The following is a 16,910-nucleotide window of genomic DNA, read 5'->3' on the forward strand; positions in this document are numbered from 1 at the left end:
CTCTATTCAACTAATCAGGACATACAACTATGGACATCATCACAATTCTTGCCACAGCGATCGCCACTTCGACACCTCTGATTTTTGCCAGTATTGGTGAAACGATTACAGAACGCGCAGGTGTCATCAATCTATCCGCCGAAGGCACAATCTTGATGTCAGCGATGACTGGTTTTGCGGTTGCCAAGTTTTCTAATAGCTTGCTTTTAGGATTTGCAGCGGCGGCTCTGGTGGGAGCAGCGATCGCTTTAGTCGTCGCAGTTGGCGCAATTACCCTCAAGCAATCGCAAGTATCAATTGGGTTTGTACTAGCATTAATGTGTAGTGATTTGTCTTCTTTTTTAGGTAATCCTGTTGTGAGAGTCGAGGGAATTACGGTTCCCAGTTTTAGAATTCCTATTTTAGAGAATATTCCCATTTTAGGGAAATTGCTATTTCAGAGTGACTTGTTAGTTTATAGCAGCTATGTTTTAATTCTCGGTTCATGGTTCTATTTCTATCGGACTCAAGGTGGTTTAATCTTGCGAACTGTGGGTGAACAACCCGCGGCAGCCTTTGCGAGAGGCACTAATGTAATCAAAATGCGTTATATCTATACCCTCCTTGGTGGTGCATTAATGGGCATCTCAGGAGCCGCTTTTTCGTTGGATTTTAAAGCAGGATGGAGTCATCGCCACACGGCGGGTTATGGTTGGATTGCTCTAGCGATCGTCATTTTTGGTGGCTGGAACCCTCTGCGGGTTGCCTTAGGAGCTTATCTATTCGGAATTTTGCAATCTTTAGCTAGCGTGGCTCAAAGTGCAATTCCTCAAGTACCGACACAGGTATTTAATACGGCTCCCTTTGTGATGATGATTTTGATGTTGGCGCTGACTTCAGGAAAATGGCTTGATCTTTTAATATCAGCATTGCCGCGATCGCTTAAACAAGGGATATTAAATACAGTCAGAACTACGCCACCTGCATCATTGGGGAAGGTATTTGATCAAGACTAAATCACGGAGCGCACGTTATTTTCTTTAATATATTTTAATAGCGATCGCTCGATCTGTTTGATATTGATAGGCTTACTGATGTAGTCATTCATTCCAGCGTTGATACAAGTATTATAGTCTTCTGGTAAAGCGTCGGCTGTCAGCGCCACAATCCAAGGTCGAGTTTCAGAAGATGAGGCTTGACGAATTATTTTAGTTGCGGTCAGTCCGTCCATGACAGGCATCTGCACATCCATAAATATAAAGTCAAAAGTTAACTTTGATTCTTGATTGCAGAGCATCTCCACGCATTCACTACCATTACTAACAATCTCTGCTTGCAAACCCATTTTTTGGAGCATCAGGAGAACTATTTTTTGATTGAGAATATTATCTTCAACTATCAATATATTGATGGGGAAATGCTCGAAATTCGGTTTCTTCTGATGGGTTAGCAAATAGCCAAGCTGATTAACTGGTTGCTTAGTCTGACTTGCCTCAACTATTGGTAAGATGATCGTGAAGTAGAAAGTTGAACCTTGGGAATTGTCGTCAGAATATTCAGTCACCCAATTTGATGGAGCGTTTCCAGCAACTTTACCTCTGCTTTCTACCCAGATCGTTCCATCCATTAACTCCACAAGTCGCTTAGAGATCGCTAAACCCAAACCCGTGCCACCAAACTGACGATTGATCGAAGCATCAGCTTGAGTAAAGGGTTTAAATAGCTTGTCGATGCGATCGCTATCAATGCCGATACCTGTATCAGCGATTGAGAATCTAAATTCGTAGGTATTAGCTACTATTAACTTATAGCTATAGCCGATAGAAATGTGGCCCTGTTCAGTAAACTTAATCGCATTGCCAACGAGGTTGATCAATATCTGTCGTAGTCTTGCGCTATCACCTAAGACTGTAGTTGGAGCATTGCTGTCAATATTACATTGCAGATTAATATTTTTGTCAAAAGCCTGTTTGCTTAAGAGTTTACAAACATAATTCATCGTGTCTTTAAAGTTAAATTCTTTCTGTTCTAGCTGGAGATTTCCAGATTCAATCTTCGAGAAGTCTAGAATGTCATTAATTACAGTTAACAGCGCATCTCCACTATCCAAAATGATCTGTACAAAATTCTTTTGTTCATCTTTTAAAGGTGTAGCAGATAGCAGTTGAGCCATACCAAGAACCCCATTCATGGGGGTGCGGATTTCATGGCTCATGTTGGCAAGGAATTCACTCTTAGCTTTGCTGGCGGATTCTGCTAGCTCCTTCGCATGGGCTAAGGCAATTTCCGTTTGTTGATGTTCAGTTAGTTCTAGTTGTAGTTGTTGATAGAGGCTTACTTGTTGGATCGCGATCGCTAGTTGATTGGCGATCGTCTGTGCTAGGACAATTTCATCATCCTGCCAAAGATATCCTTTCTGATATTTGCGTAAGCTAAAGCTACCCCATATTTTTTCATTGACAATGATTGGAACCAGTAGCCAAGCCCCAGACTTTTTTTTCGCTAATTCACTATTAACGGGATCTTCGATTGTATCAGTATCATTAATTTGGACAATCTCTTTTTGTTTAAGTCTTTCTGCAAAAGGATTATTTTGATCAGGAATTTCTAAACCAATACTATCGAAAACTTCTGAATTATCTCGAAAGCCAGTAATATATTTCCAAACTCTTTGCTCAGCAATATATTGGACTATACCTGCTTGTTTTAAATTTAATAAATTAGCGATCGCATTAGTTGCCGAATTGAAGACGATATTTAAATCAAGGGAGCTACGAATTGTTTGGATAAATTGGTTAAGCATCTGCTCACGCTGAATACTCTCCTGTAATGATTGTTCAGCAAGTTTGCGTTGGGTAATATCTCGGCAAATATAGAATTGGATCACATCATCATCATATTCAACAGAGTTAGCACTAACTTCCACATTGCAAAACGAGCCATCCTTTTTACGATAGCGAGTTTCAAACATAGATTTTTTACCAGTCTGGAATTCTTGAATGCCCCGCATTAATTCTTCTTTTGACCATCTCACATCAATATCATAAATAGTCAGACTGGCTATTTCTTCCAATGTGCAGCCGATCATTGTCGCGAAGCTTGAGTTGCATTCAATAATATTCCCAAGACCATCTAAGATTAAAATTCCATCAAAAGAATCATCTAAAAGCATTTTATTGCGAATTAATTCTTTCTCTAGAGCAATCTCTATCTGTTTGCGATCGCTAGTGTCAATCATGATGCCAATCATGCGAATAGCTTTCCCCGATGAATCGCAAACCTCTTTTGCCTTAGTCAAAATCCACCGAACATCTCCATCTGGATAAACAATCCGATATTCCATCTCTAAATTTGTGTGATTATTAAGAGACGCTTTAAACGTATCTTCTACCCAATCTAGATCATCTGGATGAACGCGATCGCGCCAAGTCGAATAACTTCCTTCTACTTTATTGGGGTCTAGTCCCAACAACTTAAAGTGATTTTCATTCCATGTAGCTTCACCAGACGCGATGTCAAAATCCCAACAGCCAATGTGATTGAGATCAATTGCTAACCTCCGCTGTTCTTCACTTTTTTGTAAGGCTTCGACCAGTAGACTTTGAGTGATGGCGATCGCCAGTTTGCTTGATAGTTGTTGCAGCAGATCGATCTCAAAATCAGTCCATTGTCTTGGGCGATCGCATTGATCAACAACTAGCAATCCCCATAGCTGATGATCAGACTCAATGATTGGCATAAGTATGTTTGCTTTGACATCGAACTGACGAAAGAAATCCGCATGATCGGTAGGGATATTATCTGCATCAATATTATCAATTTTAAAGAAACTATCTCTGTAGTAGTTCTCAAAATATTCATCATGAAAACAAGGCGGATTGATATGTTTGCCAACTGACTTAAACGGCTCAGTTACGGTTTCCTGTAAAATATTTCCTGCCCCATCAGCTTCAAGTTGAACTATAAATACGCGATTTACTTGGAGAATTCTTTGAATTTCTGTAACCGTTGTTTTGAGAATTTCTTCTATTTGTAATGACTGACGAATTTTGAGCGTGACTTCTGTAAGGATCTCTGTGCGTTGATATTGAAGTTTTAAGTTTTCTTCAGTTTGCTTGCGATCGCTGATATCTGAAACAATCCCGTACCAAGCCGTATCTCCATTTTCACGTCGTTCTGGGCGCAAATTAGATCGTAGCCATTTAATTTTGCCTGACGGGGTAATGATTCTCCATTCATGCTGCAAAATCGATAAATTCTCCATACTAATTCCCACTGCTTCCCACAGATCTGCAATATCATCAGAGTGAGTTTGCTCGAAACAGAGATGAGGATCTTGAAGGACTTGTGAAACGCTTAACTCATTGATTTCTTCAAATCCTGAACTTAAATATTCAAAGTAAGCCGAGCCATCTGCACGCTGCACAAAAATTTGAATTATTCCAGGCGATGATAATGCTATTTTTTGGAATTTCTCCTCACTGGCTTTCAGTGAAGCTTCAGCACGGCGGCGATCGCTAACATCACGGATAACGACCACAGCAGTATCTTCGTGTAAGGGAACTACGCGCACTTCTTCATAGTGTAGCTCGTCATCAACTTCATAGGTCTGTTCAATAGTTTGCATTTCTCCAGTAGAAATGGCTTGTTGAATTGCTTGAAGTTGATTGGTGGCAATTTCTGATTCTGGTGATAAGACTTCTTGAATATTTTTGCCAATAGGATCAATATCAGCAGGGATCAGGTCATGAAAAGTTTGAGGGTGTTTTGATTCTAGATAAACGCCATCTACTGTCACCAAGTTGAGCATGTCTGGAATCGCATTGATAATCGAACTCAACTTATGTTTACTATCTTGAAGTTCAGAGGTTCGTTTTTGAACTTGCTGCTCTAGAGAATTATTAAGATTCTGGAGGTTTTGATGGATTTCCGCCTGTTGAATGGCGATCGCTAATTGTACAGATACTTGCTGAAGTAATTGGATTTCTCCTTCTTCCCAATGACGATTTGCTGAACATTGATGAACAATTAGCAATCCCCAGAGAATTGGTTTATTAGAAGTTGGGTGATTACTCAGAGCCTGAGTTAATACAACTGGTACAATCACATTAGCCCGAACTTGAAACCCCTCCAACATCTGCACATGGCATTCTGCAAGATTAGCTCTTTGTATATCAGGATTGGCAAAAATCTGACCATCTAAATATGCATTCACCTGTTCTTCGGAAGGATGTACGCAACTAGTTTCAGAGACAAAGTTTAAACAAGACTGCCAAGGTGGAACTACTGACTCAGCAATAATTCGCCGCTCCATATTTTCATAAAATTTATAAATAATTGTGCGATCGACTTTGAGAAAATTGCTGACCTCTTGCACTACCGTCTGACAAATCTCTTCTAACTTGAGAAATTGCCGAATATTTAAGGCTATTTGTGAGACTAAGGTTTCTCGTCTGTGAGATTGCTCTAGTTGCTTAATTAAAGTCAACCGTTCTAGTAAACTCCGAATACTCTGTTGCAAAGAAAATTCGTTAATATCATTCTTAACTAGATAGTCATAGGCTCCCAGCCGCATTGCGCTTACCGCATTCCTTGCATCTTCATTCCCAGTCAAAATGATTACTGGTAGTTTGAGATCAAACACCTGCTCATTAGTATTGCCTCGAATATGCTCTCGAATACTTTCTAACAAGACTAGTCCGTTGCCATCAGTCAGATTTAAGTCAACTAATGTAATATCAGGGTTTTGCGATCGCCATAGCTCTAATCCTTGATTAATGGTTTCAGCTTCTAAAATACGATAGTTATTGTTAAGATCACATTCGATATAGTGACGAAACAGTAAGCGATCGCTTTCAAAATCATCCACAATCAGAATAGTTTTAGCATTAGGCATGGCTTGATCAAAACTAACTTTATATAAAACTTTGGTACTGAGTTTTTAACGCAGATTTTTTAATCCAGATTTAGCGCGGCTTTACTGTATAGTCGTCAAGAATTTCTCTTCCTCGCCGAGTGAGGGTTTCAGAGCCTTCTAGCATTAGTAAATATTGACCCCGTTCCAAGCAACTACGACAGGAAATCGACAGGCTGCTTTTAAAAAACCAGCCATATAAAGTACCTATTACCCCTCCAATGACAATACCAATTAGTCCAGACGTTGAGGCAATTGTTAATAAAGCTTGATACCAGTCAAGATTAGGTAGCTTAATGCTGAAGATCAGATACAAGATCATGCCCATTACCGTACTAATTAAGCCTAACCAAAACATTCCCCGTTTGGCATACCGCCATGTCGTGTGGGTAGGATTAAATAAACCCACACTATCAGGGCTGCTATAACCTTTGCCGACTAGGGCGAGATGCTCTGGCGAGATGCCATGACATTGAAGCAAGCGATAGGCTTCAAAAGCTGAAGATTCGTCAGGTAAGACTGCAATCATCAGTCGAGAATGTTTTGAGCGTGTGTGATTCACAAGTGATGCCTGCTATCCACTGAATGGTTGAGACTGGATATAGATCAGGATATAGAAATATATCTCCCTAGATTCTACAAAATTTCAGACGATTAAACCTATTTCTTAAAGTTAAATACATTAATTCTCGTTATAAAAACCGATTTTTTTGATACAAGTGCCTTTAGGGCTTGTATCAAAAAAATCGGTTTCCTAATAATTATGAATGTTCATTCTAATTTGGCGATCGCCTGTTGATCGATCAGCACTTTATCGGTGAGTAAATCCCTAACCGTAGCAATTAAAACGCGCCGATCATCGATTTCAAAATTAACGGTAATGCGATCGCTTCCTAACTGTCCTAAAGGCTCGAGTCGCGCTATGCACACTTGATCGATATCTGATTTTTTACTATTTGCGGCGAGCGATCGAAAATCCGATTGTTTTAGCAATTGACTGCTGGTCATACGTCCAGAGTTGTCATAGGTAACTTCAGCTTGAGAGATATCCGCTACTTCACCAATATCCAGCCAGATTTCAGTTTGTCCTGCGATCGCTGCTTGCAAAATTAATGGCTCAGCACGTTGGCAAGGATATTTTGTCCCTTTCTCAAATAATGTATAGAAAGAATATTGATGCAGATAAGGTTCCCAAAGTCGAATTGCATAGCTATGACGTAAATGATCTTCGATCTTGATCGCTTGTCCTAGGGATAAGGCTCCATGAGCAACGGCTTCAAAGGGTTTGCCAAATTTGACTTTGGATTTGCCGAAATAGGAAATAATCAATTGCTGCACCGCAACAATCTGACAACTACCTCCCACTAACAGAATTTGCTCGATCGCGGCTTTACTAATTCCCCGATTTAGCCCAATAGTTAGCACTTCATCAATAGCTTCGCGCAATTGCTCAAGCATCTGGTTCTGCTCTAGGATTTCCATTAGTTCGTTTTGATTCAGCCTAAGTTCATGGACAACCTCGTTCTGATCAATCCAAACTTCCCTCACTTCCTGAACAAGTGACAACTTGATTTTGATTTGTTCCGCTATTTCTAAAATCTTTTGCCAGTAATGTTCCTCAATCTGCGATCGCTTTGTTCCTAATTGGCGCAAAAAATGCTCAGCAATCCAGCGATCAATGTCAAGCCCACCAATATATGCGTCAGATTTGGCGATCGCTTCAGCCTTGAAAACTTGGTTCTGAAATTTACTGTTATTGGCGATCGGTGCAGTTCTGACTAAGCTCAAATCCAATGTGCCACCACCAAAATCAATCACCAAGACCAGCGCATTGGGTCGAGTAATCGCATAGCCCAAAGCTGCCGCCGTAGATTCATCAATAATTTGGAAGTTAGGAACTTTTAGTTTTTCGGCAAAGTTACCAAACCAATTGAGATAGCTCTCAAATGCACCAACGGGAACTGTAAAAATCACTTGGGCAGGTTGAATCCCTTGCAGTGCGAGACGCTGCCAGAGTTCTGTCAAGAAGATTTCGGCGATCGCCTCGGCATCATAAAGCTTGCCATCAATCTCACGGGCTGGAGATCGAAAACTAGCGACAATATCCCGCTTAAAACCTTGAAATAATCGTTTTGCTTGCTGATTTGATTGATGATTTGACTGGTTTTCTAATTGATACTGCGATCTCGCCTGTTCTCCAAATAGAAATTTATGATCGTCCGTATCAGAATCAATTACATAAACTAAACTTGGCACTAGCCAAGCCTGACCTTCAGCAGTTGCAAAACCATGGGAGATTTCCTCAAAGTAACAAGTTTGGGGAGATCCAAGCTCGCGATCTCCTTCAGTTACAAGTATGGCGATCGCAGTATTACTAGTTCCAAAATCAATGGCAATAACAGTCATGTTTTGCTTGAGCTAAAGTAGAGATAAACGGCTCTATGTTGTGTTCTAAAATTTCAAGGAGCATAAACCAATGAAAGTAATCATGACAGCGATCGCCACACTTGGGGCGATGACGACATTTGTGGGATCGGCATTTGCTGATGTCTCTATTAGCATTAGATTTGGATCGAGTCCATCAGTCAATACCTATCGAACTTACGATTCTTATCGAACTTACGATTCTTATCGTTCTAATGTCCGTCAGCCCGTCTACCACAATCCCTACAACCAAAATTATTACAATCGCGGCTACTATAGGCACAATACTAACTCTAGAGTGATTGTGCGTGAGTTAGTCCCCAACTATGGCAGTTCTTGGAACTATCCGACTGCACCGAGAAACTATCCTAGTAGTACTCAATCAGTCTACAACCCATATAACGTTGACCTTAACGGCAGTCGCTATATCATCGAGAAACGTTATATCCGCGTTCGCTAAAAGTTTTGCTTAGGATATAAAACCCAAATAAAAAAGGCGGCGCGAAGCGCCGCCTTTTTTATTTGGGTTTTATACAGGTTGTTTGAGATTTTCTTCGCCTTGGGTAATCGTGATCGATTCGATGCGATCGCCCATTTGAATTTTTTCGACTAGATCCATTCCCTCAGTTACATAGCCAAATACAGCATAGGAACCATCAAGAAAGTAGATATCGTCAAGGGCAAGATAAAACTGACAGGATGCAGAGTTAGGAAACTGCGATCGCGCCATAGCGATCGCTCCTTTTTTATGCTGTAGCTTAGGCTTTTGAGTTGGTGGTAAAATTTCGCCGTAGACAGGTTTCTTTGCCCCATCGGGCAGAATTTCGAGAGGGATATAACGGGGTTGTGATGTCACGGGATCGGTGAAATTACCAGTACCATTACCAAGGGGATCGCCTCCCTGAGCCACAAAGGGCGTTGGCTCCTTTACCACCCGATGAAAGGTTAAACCGTTATACAGTCCACGTTTGACCAAATCGGCAAAATTCCCTGCGGTAACAGGGGCATTTTCACCATCAAGCTCAATCTTCACCGTGCCAGATTTTAGTTTTAATTCCACCGTGGCTGTACCTTTGAGCTGCACAAATTTGGCAAGCGCGGCTTCGAGAGCGTTCTCAGGACTGGCACTGGGTTTAGGTGATGCTGGGGCAGTAGCCGCTGTAGGCGGTTTGCTGCTAGCAGTAGCTGATGCTGTGGGTGAAGCACTTGCGGAGACGCTACCGCCATTGCTGCAACTTGTGAGTAAAACACTCACCGCTAAAAAACAACTAAGAATCCAACGCAACATGTTTAACTCTTGATAACTTGTACAAATTGTATACAGCGCTTTGTGCTCAAATCCAAACCAAGAAATTTTTTGAAAGTGTTGCTTAGCAACACTTTCAAAAAATTTCTTTTGGTTCGTGTGAAGCGCTGTATTTCTAGTTATAGCCCTTCCAATGGCACTTCCAAAAATTTGGCGATTTCGGCAGCCCGATCTTCGAGTTCGGTTAAACCAATTGGTTGACCAACCTCCGATAGAGGTAGATCACCTTTACCCTTTACTCGCAAATATAAGGCTCTCTTAGGATTTAGCCCATTGCGAATTTCCACACGAACTGCTTGGACATCAGCAATCTTATAAATCAATTCAATATTGTTGCTCTTATTACGACCACGGCGAAAAAGGGTTACCTTGCCAATATTGCGATCGAACTCGTTGTAGCCGCTACCGTAATCGATCGCCATCACATATAGCAGATATAGCTCTAGCAAAGTACCAGCTACTCCATAAAAGGAAAGCGCCAAACCTTGAGGCACAAATTCTAGTTGGAGGGGATCAGCAAATGGTAGCAAATTAATCTTTAAGAAGCTGGATATTCCTGCTAACAAAAAGCCCGACGCACCTATGGCAACAATAACCGCAAAGCCATAGTTACTAAAGCGCCGTGACCCGACAATGTCATATCGCAGAACATTGGATTGAGATTTTGTAGTGACCATCGGTTGAAATAATATGGAAAAATTACTGTGTAAAGGAACAGTATATAGCGGCTTGCAGTCTCATAGTATGTATAAACTACAGGCTGATTATGATTGCGATCAGTTATGCCCCAAAAGATTTGCTAAGAAATGATGCGTAGAGTATCTTGGTTAGACAAGCGACTTCAGACTAATTTCTATCCGTTACTTACCGTCAACTATCTCTCAAAATTAATCGTGAAAAAATCACTCAACTATTCCCTAAAGCAAAGTATCCTCGGCGCGATCGCTGTTAGTTGTGTCGTGGTCATGTCAGCTTGTCAGCAACCACCAGCAGAAACTACAGCAACCGCCTCTCCTACTCCCACCGCAACCGCCTCTCCTACTCCCACCGCATCAGTATCTCCATCTACACAACCTACTGAAACCACTCCAGAGAAAAGTCCCACTAGCACCGCTAGTCTTGAAAAAGTTGCAGGTGAATATACAGTTGTTTTAGATCCTAAAGTTTTAGCGGATGCTGAAAAAGAAGGTGTTAAGTCAGTTACAGGTAAATGGACAATTAAACCTGAAGGTACTTTTGAAGCGACTTTGAAAGCCGTCTCTACTAAGGATGAAGTCCAAGAAATCAAGACTGCTGGCAAAATTACCATCGAAGATGGCAAGGTTGTCTCTCAAGTTGAATCAGTTAATGGGGAAAAACCACCTCAAGCTCCTCCTAAGCAGCCTTATACTTTGTCCGCAGATGGCAAAGAATTGCAAGCTGATGGTCAGCCAGTGAAATTGGTTAAACAATAAAGACCTCAACTTTCAATAGCGCGGCGATGCTGCGCTATTGAGAGCTATGGCTAAGCCCTTATGTATAAAAGTTTGTACTCATCTCACGATCGCATTTACAACTTTGAAGAATTAAACTTTCCCACTGAAGGCGTAGAGTTTAAGCTAAATAAATTAGGCGATGACTTAGGCGATCACCTTGCTAGAAGACCATACATAGCTTTCAATATGGTTTCTAGTGTTGATGGCAAAGCGACAACCTATGAGGGGAAGCTGACTGGGCTGGGATCGCGCCCCGATCGCCTGTTAATGAAACGTTTGCGATCGCAATTTGATGCGGTACTGGCTGGCGGTACGACGCTGCGCCAAGATGCCTTTATCCCCACCGTACCTCCCGAACTATTGGCAGAACGCCAAAAAAACTTTTCACAGCCTCAGCCCCTAGGTATTGTGATTAGTAACTCAGGGAAATTGCCAAGCGAGCATCGGTTTTGGAATGCTGGTAAAGATTTGCGCGTCGTCTTGGTTGGAGAAGATACTGTGGTCGAGTCATGGTTAGAGGAGAAAGCCCAAATTTTTCGATTCCCAACCAAGGATCACCAAATTGATTTAGGACAAGTATTAGCCATGCTATTTGAGAAGCTAGGGATCAAGCGTCTGTTAGTCGAAGGGGGGCCAGCGTTGAATTATTCACTCATCTCTCAAGGCTTAGCTGATGAATTATTTTTGACTGTATCTCCCCATATAGTCGGCGGTGTCGATAATATGACCGTTATTGGTGGCTCTGGCTATGGCTTGGGTGGCAATGATTTACCTAGTCTTCAATTGCGATCGCTATACCAGCATGAATCGGAGTTATTTTTACGCTATCAATTTCAAAGGTAGCCGCACCACCATTAGATCAAAAGTCTGCCAAAGGCAGACTTTTGATCTAATGCAATCCCTTTAACTGGCGGACAAGATGAATAATTTCTGGCAAGATTAGCTTCTCGATCGCCAATTTCACCGCATTACTTGATCCTGGAAGCGAAAAAACCAACTTACCTTGATAAATGCCTGCCTCCGATCTCGAAGCGATTGCCCTTGAGCCAACCTCTTGCCAACTCAGATAACGAAACATCTCGCCAAATCCGGGCAGTGTTTTTTCCAGTAAAGCGGCGATCTCATCATAGGTAGTATCTCTTGGCGCAATCCCCGTTCCACCATTAAGGATAATCGCGTCAAGATCAGCGATCGCTGCTAACTTATACATTTGGGCGCGGATCTCGTCAGGCTCATCCTTGACTAAGGTGTAGTAATCTAGCAAATGCCCTGCATTGGTCATCGACTGTTTAATAAAGTGACCACTTTTATCATTTTCTGGGGTACGGGTATCGCTGACAGTAATCACCGCAAAATGTACTTGGTAGGACGGTGGATCGGGACAAGGATTTTGAGATTTAGTCATAAATTTTGTTTGAGGATCGCAAATTAAATATATAGATCAGGATCTGGTTTAGTTGATAATTTGACCACTTCATAAAGAACCAATTTTTGATGGTGCGGCTTTGCCGCGCCATCAAAAATTGGTTCTTTATCTTACGGCGAAGCCCTAACTATTTTTAGATTTAGGCTTTTCTTGTTGACTACAACGAAATCTTTGGGACTCAGAGGTGATGGCATGTTTAGTTTTGCGACCGTTTACCCTTTCTCGCCACATCAGGAAAGATGAACGTTTCATGGATTTACGCATGATTTTAATTACTTCAGTCTCGGAAATGCCAAATTGCTCGTGAATAGTATCAAAGGTGGTGCGGTCTTCCCATGCCATTTCCACAATGCGATCAATATCAACCGTAGTGAGTGTTTTTAAAATCAGTTTATCCATATTAATCATCAATCTATTTATGAGATCATTGCCGCGCTTTGCGCGGCAATGATTTTAGTTTTGCTTCCAATGACGTGCTAATTGTTTTGCTTTCAGTCCCGATTCGATTACTTCTAGTAGTCTGGTCATACCTGTAGTATTCACAATTTCATAGGTTTTATTAGCCCGACGACAAGCCTCGATCGCTCTTTCGGTGAGTGAGTGGCTCGCATAACCTGTCACGATAATAATTAAATCACCACCAGAGATTTGGCTCTCTCCTTGTGCTGCAAGTTGTAAGCCATCCTGCTCGGTGTACCACATTAAATTAATTGCCGAATCACGCAACCGATTTTTTACAGCCGTTTGCAAGCGATCGTGTCCACCAAATACTAATACTTTGCCACTGAGGTCAGTGTACAAAGCAGGGCGCTTTTCTGACTTGCGATGTCTTGTTGTTGGTTGAACATCAGGGGCGCGATCAACACGGGAGCGATTTTCTAGAGCTTTGTTGTAAATAAAGGTGAGCGTTTGTTCATGGCTACCACGCAAACGAGCGACGGGGCCTTCTTCACTGTGGGAATTTATTTGATTGATCAGCGCCTCGACGACTTCTTCGAGTGCGCCGATCGCTTTTAAGTCATTGGCATATCCACGAACAGCGATCGAAGCATCGGTAGCACTAAAGAAATCACGTTGTTCTTCGATCATTTCTAATAGATCAGCCTTTAATTCCAGTCGCCATTGAGCCGTTTGTTCCGTTATTCGTTCATCTAGTAGTCTTTCTTCGCTCAAAATCAATTGGCGATCGGCAAGTTGAGCCGCTAGGGTAGGCGCTTCCGCAATTTCCTGTCGGATATCGGCAGCCTTTTTTTCTAGCCTTTGCTTAGTCTCGCTGTCTTGATGTGTGCCTTCGCGGCTATACTCTTGCAGCATCTGCTCAACTTTTGCCAGCAAAGGTTTCAATCTTGCTTCAATTTGGGCTACTGCTTCTTGAATTTGGCGATCGCGTTGCTGTTGTAGCCGATTTTGTTCTAACTCCACCTTTGCCATCGTCAGCAAATCGCTAACCGAAGCTTCCAGTTCATCTAATTCAGAAATATGCATATTTACTTAATATCTGCCTATATTTGCTTAATTTTAATAAGTCGAGAATAAGTCGTGAGAAATGACGTGAATAAGTAATTATAAGAAGTTATCGTCACTAATCTCCAATGTAACCTCTTGCTTGCCTAAGTGTGTATAGTTTTATGCTTCAAACCGATATCAATCCTGCCCCATATATTGATTACGCCCTATTAGATCCCGCTGCTAGTGATGAGCATGTGGATCGTGCTTGTGAAGAAGCTGATCGCTTTGGTTTTGCTAGCGTCTGTGTTTATCCTTGCAACGTCAAGCGCGTGACGGAAAGACTGCTCAAAACCAAGGTAGAAATTTGTACGGTGATTGGCTTTCCAAGTGGCGCAACCACGTCAAACGTTAAGCTTTATGAAGCAATGGAAGCGGTGGAAAATGGCGCAACGGAATTAGATGTTGTCATTAATTTTGGCTGGTTGAAAACTGGACAGACTAATTTGTTACATCAAGACATTGCTCAAATCTGTGAAGAATCGGGCAAACCTGTCAAGGCAATTTTAGAATTGAGCTTACTCACTCCCGATGAGCAGGAACTCGCTGCCGAAGTTTGTATGGATGCAGGAGTCGCCTTTTTAAAAACAGGCACAGGCTGGGCGGGGGCTGCCACGATTGAAATGGTGAAATTTCTCAAGGATATTTCACGCGGCAAGGTTGGGATTAAGGCTTCAGGGGGAATTCGTACCAGAGAGCAGGCGATCGCCTTAATTGATGCAGGTGCAACTCGGATCGGCACATCTCATGGTGTAGCGATCGCCCGTGAAAAAATTTAATTAATAAAAAGCCAAGCTCTGTTTGGCTTCTTATAGCAATATAGCTATAGACATTCTTGTTAGGACATAAAACCCAAATAGTGTGAGGCGGCGCGAAGCGCCGCCTCACACTATTTGGGTTTTGATTTGTTCTGATACAGGTGGCTATAGCTATACAAAAGATAGTTACAGCCTATTGAGGCTTTGAGTAGTACAGATAAATTTTTGGAAGCGGTGCGGAGCGCCGCTTCCAAAAATTTATCTGGGGTTTAATTAAGCACAAAGCGCTGTAGGACATAAAAACTTACACTGCAATATTCTGAAGTTATAACAATCCGAAAAAATTTAGGTGTAAATTTTACCTTGTTAATATGGGAGGCATAAAATAAAAATATAAACATCAAAATCTAAGCTGTGATACCAACTCTTGATGTCAAATATGCTTATTCAATGGGTCTGGGAATAATCATTGCCCTGACAGGTGTATCCCTATGGCAACGTTTGACAACACATCCACCCCGTGATATCCCCGAAAATACTGAAGCCGTCAAGGTAATCATTCCCCCTTTACCTGCTACTTTTACGCGCCCAAACCTCAATGATGGTGAAAATATCGGCAGTCTCCGCGTTGGCAATCGTACCGATCGCTCCGTGCGGATTGTTCTATTTTCGCGAGTTACCTCCCAAAATGTGTGGCAAGCAATCGAGCCTCTGAATTGGGACTTTGCCCCCAATGAAGGTGGTAAAGAGGGTTTATTGCTATCTTTGCCAAATTATAAAATTGCGATCGGTAAAGGCGATGTAATTTTTGCCTTTGCCACCGATGGCTCCCGCACTTACTGGGGACCCAATATTGTTGGTGAAACCGATGCTCCGTTTTGGGATAGCCAAAACAAAGAATGGAGCATGGTATTGCAACCATAAAAAATAACCTCTCGCGTTGCGAGAGGTTATTTTTTAGCTATCAGTAGGCTCTTTGCGCTTAATCAATGGCTTCGGCACAGGTGGACGATCTTCCGAAGAAAATCTGGGCCGTGGCGGATAAAAAGTACCATCACCACCATCACCTGTATAGGATGGCTTAAATGGGCGATCACTATAGGGGCGATCGTTGTACTTCCTCGGCGCAAACTTGCCACCACCGCTAGGACGACCCTTAAATTGCGATCCACGCTTACCCTTATAAGGAATAATCCCAATAAATTCACCATCAATAATCGTCAAAACATCCCCTTGACGTTGCACATTCACACTCCAGAACTGACCAACGGCATCAGTTGGTAGCAACCCTGTAAGACGAACCTTGAACTTGCTATATTCTTTAGTGACTTTATCTTTTTGCTTGTCAAACTTCTGCTCAGTGCGGCGTACCTTAACAATTACTGAATTATCTTCAGTAGACTGACTAGAGATCTCGCCCCGTACCGAGAAATAACCATCCTCAACGTTAGGATCAATGGGTATATCAGTTTTTCCAAGTTCAACAGGAGCCCACACGCCAGATATCTGAACATGTAATTTGCCTGCCTTGTCATTGGTGCGCGGATAGACTACCCATAAATATTCGCGATCGCTTTCTAGACGCTTTTTAACAATCGAAATAATCTTGCCAAGTAGTACGGCATCAACTTGAGAACCATCGGTTGTGAGGATATGCCCTTTGGCAAAGTTATCTTCATTAGCAACATATTTCCCATAGATTACGCCGATCGCTCGGTACTGAAATGGCTCTGTTGCGGCTGGAATTGGCTGTAAACAGACTTTATTTTCTTTAAAATCTTCAGATTGATTATCTATAGATGCTTGACTATCACCAGTACGAATTAAGTTAGGATTTTTAACTTTTAAAGCAGCAGGAATAATCTTGGGAACAGGTTTAACTGTATCCTCGTTTTGTTGCGATGACTTTTGCTCTTCAGCCTGAGTAGACTCTGGAGACTTGGGAGCGATAACTTTGACAACTTCTAGTTTAGGCAAATCTTTAATCGGAGGTTTAGGTGTAACAGATCTTGGTAGTTTACTATTTGAGTCATCGGATTGGCTGGACTTATTGATTTTACTCATCTGAACCTCCAGAAAAATAAGTTGTCTAATGCGGACTAGACCTTACTAAGCAATTGCT

15 protein-coding genes are annotated in these 16,910 nt (G+C 41.9%); 6 read left to right on the forward strand and 9 right to left on the reverse strand.

Features of this window, described 5'->3' with window-relative positions; all coding sequences use genetic code 11:
• The first annotated feature begins 29 nt into the window (after nt 1–29).
• Nucleotides 30–995, forward strand: a complete 966-nt coding sequence (locus tag B9G53_RS15245) for an ABC transporter permease (RefSeq protein ID WP_094533771.1) — start codon at nt 30–32, stop codon at nt 993–995.
• On the opposite strand, the gene B9G53_RS15250 is transcribed toward B9G53_RS15245, so the two are convergent.
• The 3 genes from B9G53_RS15250 to B9G53_RS15260 form a co-directional block, all read right to left on the reverse strand.
• Nucleotides 992–5,875, reverse strand: a complete 4,884-nt coding sequence (locus tag B9G53_RS15250) for a GAF domain-containing protein (protein WP_094533773.1) — start codon at nt 5,873–5,875, stop codon at nt 992–994. The genes B9G53_RS15245 and B9G53_RS15250 overlap by 4 nt on opposite strands.
• Nucleotides 5,876–5,945: 70 nt before the next feature.
• Nucleotides 5,946–6,455, reverse strand: a complete 510-nt coding sequence (locus tag B9G53_RS15255; RefSeq protein WP_254923671.1) for a hypothetical protein — start codon at nt 6,453–6,455, stop codon at nt 5,946–5,948.
• Between the two features lie 209 nt (nt 6,456–6,664).
• Complete coding sequence (locus B9G53_RS15260) at nt 6,665–8,299, reverse strand: Hsp70 family protein (protein ID WP_094533777.1); 1,635 nt, start codon at nt 8,297–8,299, stop codon at nt 6,665–6,667.
• A 70-nt stretch (nt 8,300–8,369) separates the two neighbouring features.
• Between B9G53_RS15260 and B9G53_RS15265 the strand changes: the two genes are divergently transcribed.
• Nucleotides 8,370–8,777 carry a hypothetical protein gene (locus B9G53_RS15265; protein ID WP_094533779.1) on the forward strand — a complete coding sequence of 136 codons (408 nt, stop codon included), beginning with the start codon at nt 8,370–8,372 and terminating at the stop codon, nt 8,775–8,777.
• 69 nt (nt 8,778–8,846) lie between these two features.
• Here B9G53_RS15265 and B9G53_RS15270 read toward each other — a convergent pair whose 3' ends face one another.
• A complete protein-coding gene (locus B9G53_RS15270; RefSeq protein ID WP_094533781.1) occupies nt 8,847–9,605 on the reverse strand; it encodes a peptidylprolyl isomerase in 759 nt (252 codons plus the stop codon).
• Nucleotides 9,606–9,742: 137 nt separating this feature from the next.
• Nucleotides 9,743–10,300: a photosystem I assembly protein Ycf4 gene (locus B9G53_RS15275; RefSeq protein ID WP_094533783.1), complete on the reverse strand. Its 558-nt coding sequence runs from the start codon at nt 10,298–10,300 to the stop codon at nt 9,743–9,745.
• A 129-nt stretch (nt 10,301–10,429) separates the two neighbouring features.
• Between B9G53_RS15275 and B9G53_RS26850 the strand changes: the two genes are divergently transcribed.
• Together B9G53_RS26850 and B9G53_RS15285 are read left to right on the forward strand one after the other, a co-directional pair.
• The gene (locus B9G53_RS26850) at nt 10,430–11,077 is read left to right on the forward strand and encodes a hypothetical protein (RefSeq protein ID WP_141211793.1); all 648 of its coding nucleotides are present in this window, start codon (nt 10,430–10,432) and stop codon (nt 11,075–11,077) included.
• Between the two features lie 60 nt (nt 11,078–11,137).
• Nucleotides 11,138–11,941 carry a RibD family protein gene (locus B9G53_RS15285; protein ID WP_094533785.1) on the forward strand — a complete coding sequence of 268 codons (804 nt, stop codon included), beginning with the start codon at nt 11,138–11,140 and terminating at the stop codon, nt 11,939–11,941.
• A 46-nt stretch (nt 11,942–11,987) separates the two neighbouring features.
• On the opposite strand, the gene B9G53_RS15290 is transcribed toward B9G53_RS15285, so the two are convergent.
• From B9G53_RS15290 to B9G53_RS15300, 3 genes are all read right to left on the reverse strand, one after another.
• On the reverse strand, nt 11,988–12,503 hold the full coding sequence (locus B9G53_RS15290) for a molybdenum cofactor biosynthesis protein B (protein WP_094533787.1): 516 nt from the start codon (nt 12,501–12,503) through the stop codon (nt 11,988–11,990).
• A 144-nt stretch (nt 12,504–12,647) separates the two neighbouring features.
• Nucleotides 12,648–12,923: a TIGR03643 family protein gene (locus B9G53_RS15295; RefSeq protein ID WP_094533789.1), complete on the reverse strand. Its 276-nt coding sequence runs from the start codon at nt 12,921–12,923 to the stop codon at nt 12,648–12,650.
• A 54-nt stretch (nt 12,924–12,977) separates the two neighbouring features.
• Complete coding sequence (locus B9G53_RS15300) at nt 12,978–14,009, reverse strand: DUF2325 domain-containing protein (RefSeq protein ID WP_094533791.1); 1,032 nt, start codon at nt 14,007–14,009, stop codon at nt 12,978–12,980.
• Between the two features lie 143 nt (nt 14,010–14,152).
• On the opposite strand from B9G53_RS15300, the gene deoC reads away from it, so the two are divergent.
• Together deoC and B9G53_RS15310 are read left to right on the forward strand one after the other, a co-directional pair.
• Complete coding sequence (deoC, locus tag B9G53_RS15305) at nt 14,153–14,809, forward strand: deoxyribose-phosphate aldolase (RefSeq protein ID WP_094533793.1); 657 nt, start codon at nt 14,153–14,155, stop codon at nt 14,807–14,809.
• 393 nt (nt 14,810–15,202) lie between these two features.
• Nucleotides 15,203–15,712, forward strand: a complete 510-nt coding sequence (locus tag B9G53_RS15310; protein WP_094533795.1) for a hypothetical protein — start codon at nt 15,203–15,205, stop codon at nt 15,710–15,712.
• A gap of 33 nt (nt 15,713–15,745) precedes the next feature.
• Here B9G53_RS15310 and B9G53_RS15315 read toward each other — a convergent pair whose 3' ends face one another.
• Nucleotides 15,746–16,852, reverse strand: a complete 1,107-nt coding sequence (locus tag B9G53_RS15315; protein ID WP_094533797.1) for a hypothetical protein — start codon at nt 16,850–16,852, stop codon at nt 15,746–15,748.
• Nucleotides 16,853–16,910: the final 58 nt, after the last annotated feature.

This window comes from Pseudanabaena sp. SR411 (genome assembly GCF_002251945.1).
Classification (GTDB): domain Bacteria; phylum Cyanobacteriota; class Cyanobacteriia; order Pseudanabaenales; family Pseudanabaenaceae; genus Pseudanabaena.

Coding starts and splice junctions, on each gene's coding strand:
- B9G53_RS15245 (WP_094533771.1), top strand. CDS start 30: ATGGACATCATCACAATTCTTGCCACAGCGATCGCCACTTCGACACCT.
- B9G53_RS15250 (WP_094533773.1), bottom strand. CDS start 5,875: ATGCCTAATGCTAAAACTATTCTGATTGTGGATGATTTTGAAAGCGAT.
- B9G53_RS15260 (WP_094533777.1), bottom strand. CDS start 8,299: ATGACTGTTATTGCCATTGATTTTGGAACTAGTAATACTGCGATCGCC.
- B9G53_RS15265 (WP_094533779.1), top strand. CDS start 8,370: ATGAAAGTAATCATGACAGCGATCGCCACACTTGGGGCGATGACGACA.
- B9G53_RS15270 (WP_094533781.1), bottom strand. CDS start 9,605: ATGTTGCGTTGGATTCTTAGTTGTTTTTTAGCGGTGAGTGTTTTACTC.
- B9G53_RS15275 (WP_094533783.1), bottom strand. CDS start 10,300: ATGGTCACTACAAAATCTCAATCCAATGTTCTGCGATATGACATTGTC.
- B9G53_RS26850 (WP_141211793.1), top strand. CDS start 10,430: ATGATGCGTAGAGTATCTTGGTTAGACAAGCGACTTCAGACTAATTTC.
- B9G53_RS15285 (WP_094533785.1), top strand. CDS start 11,138: ATGTATAAAAGTTTGTACTCATCTCACGATCGCATTTACAACTTTGAA.
- B9G53_RS15290 (WP_094533787.1), bottom strand. CDS start 12,503: ATGACTAAATCTCAAAATCCTTGTCCCGATCCACCGTCCTACCAAGTA.
- B9G53_RS15295 (WP_094533789.1), bottom strand. CDS start 12,923: ATGGATAAACTGATTTTAAAAACACTCACTACGGTTGATATTGATCGC.
- B9G53_RS15300 (WP_094533791.1), bottom strand. CDS start 14,009: ATGCATATTTCTGAATTAGATGAACTGGAAGCTTCGGTTAGCGATTTG.
- deoC (WP_094533793.1), top strand. CDS start 14,153: ATGCTTCAAACCGATATCAATCCTGCCCCATATATTGATTACGCCCTA.
- B9G53_RS15315 (WP_094533797.1), bottom strand. CDS start 16,852: ATGAGTAAAATCAATAAGTCCAGCCAATCCGATGACTCAAATAGTAAA.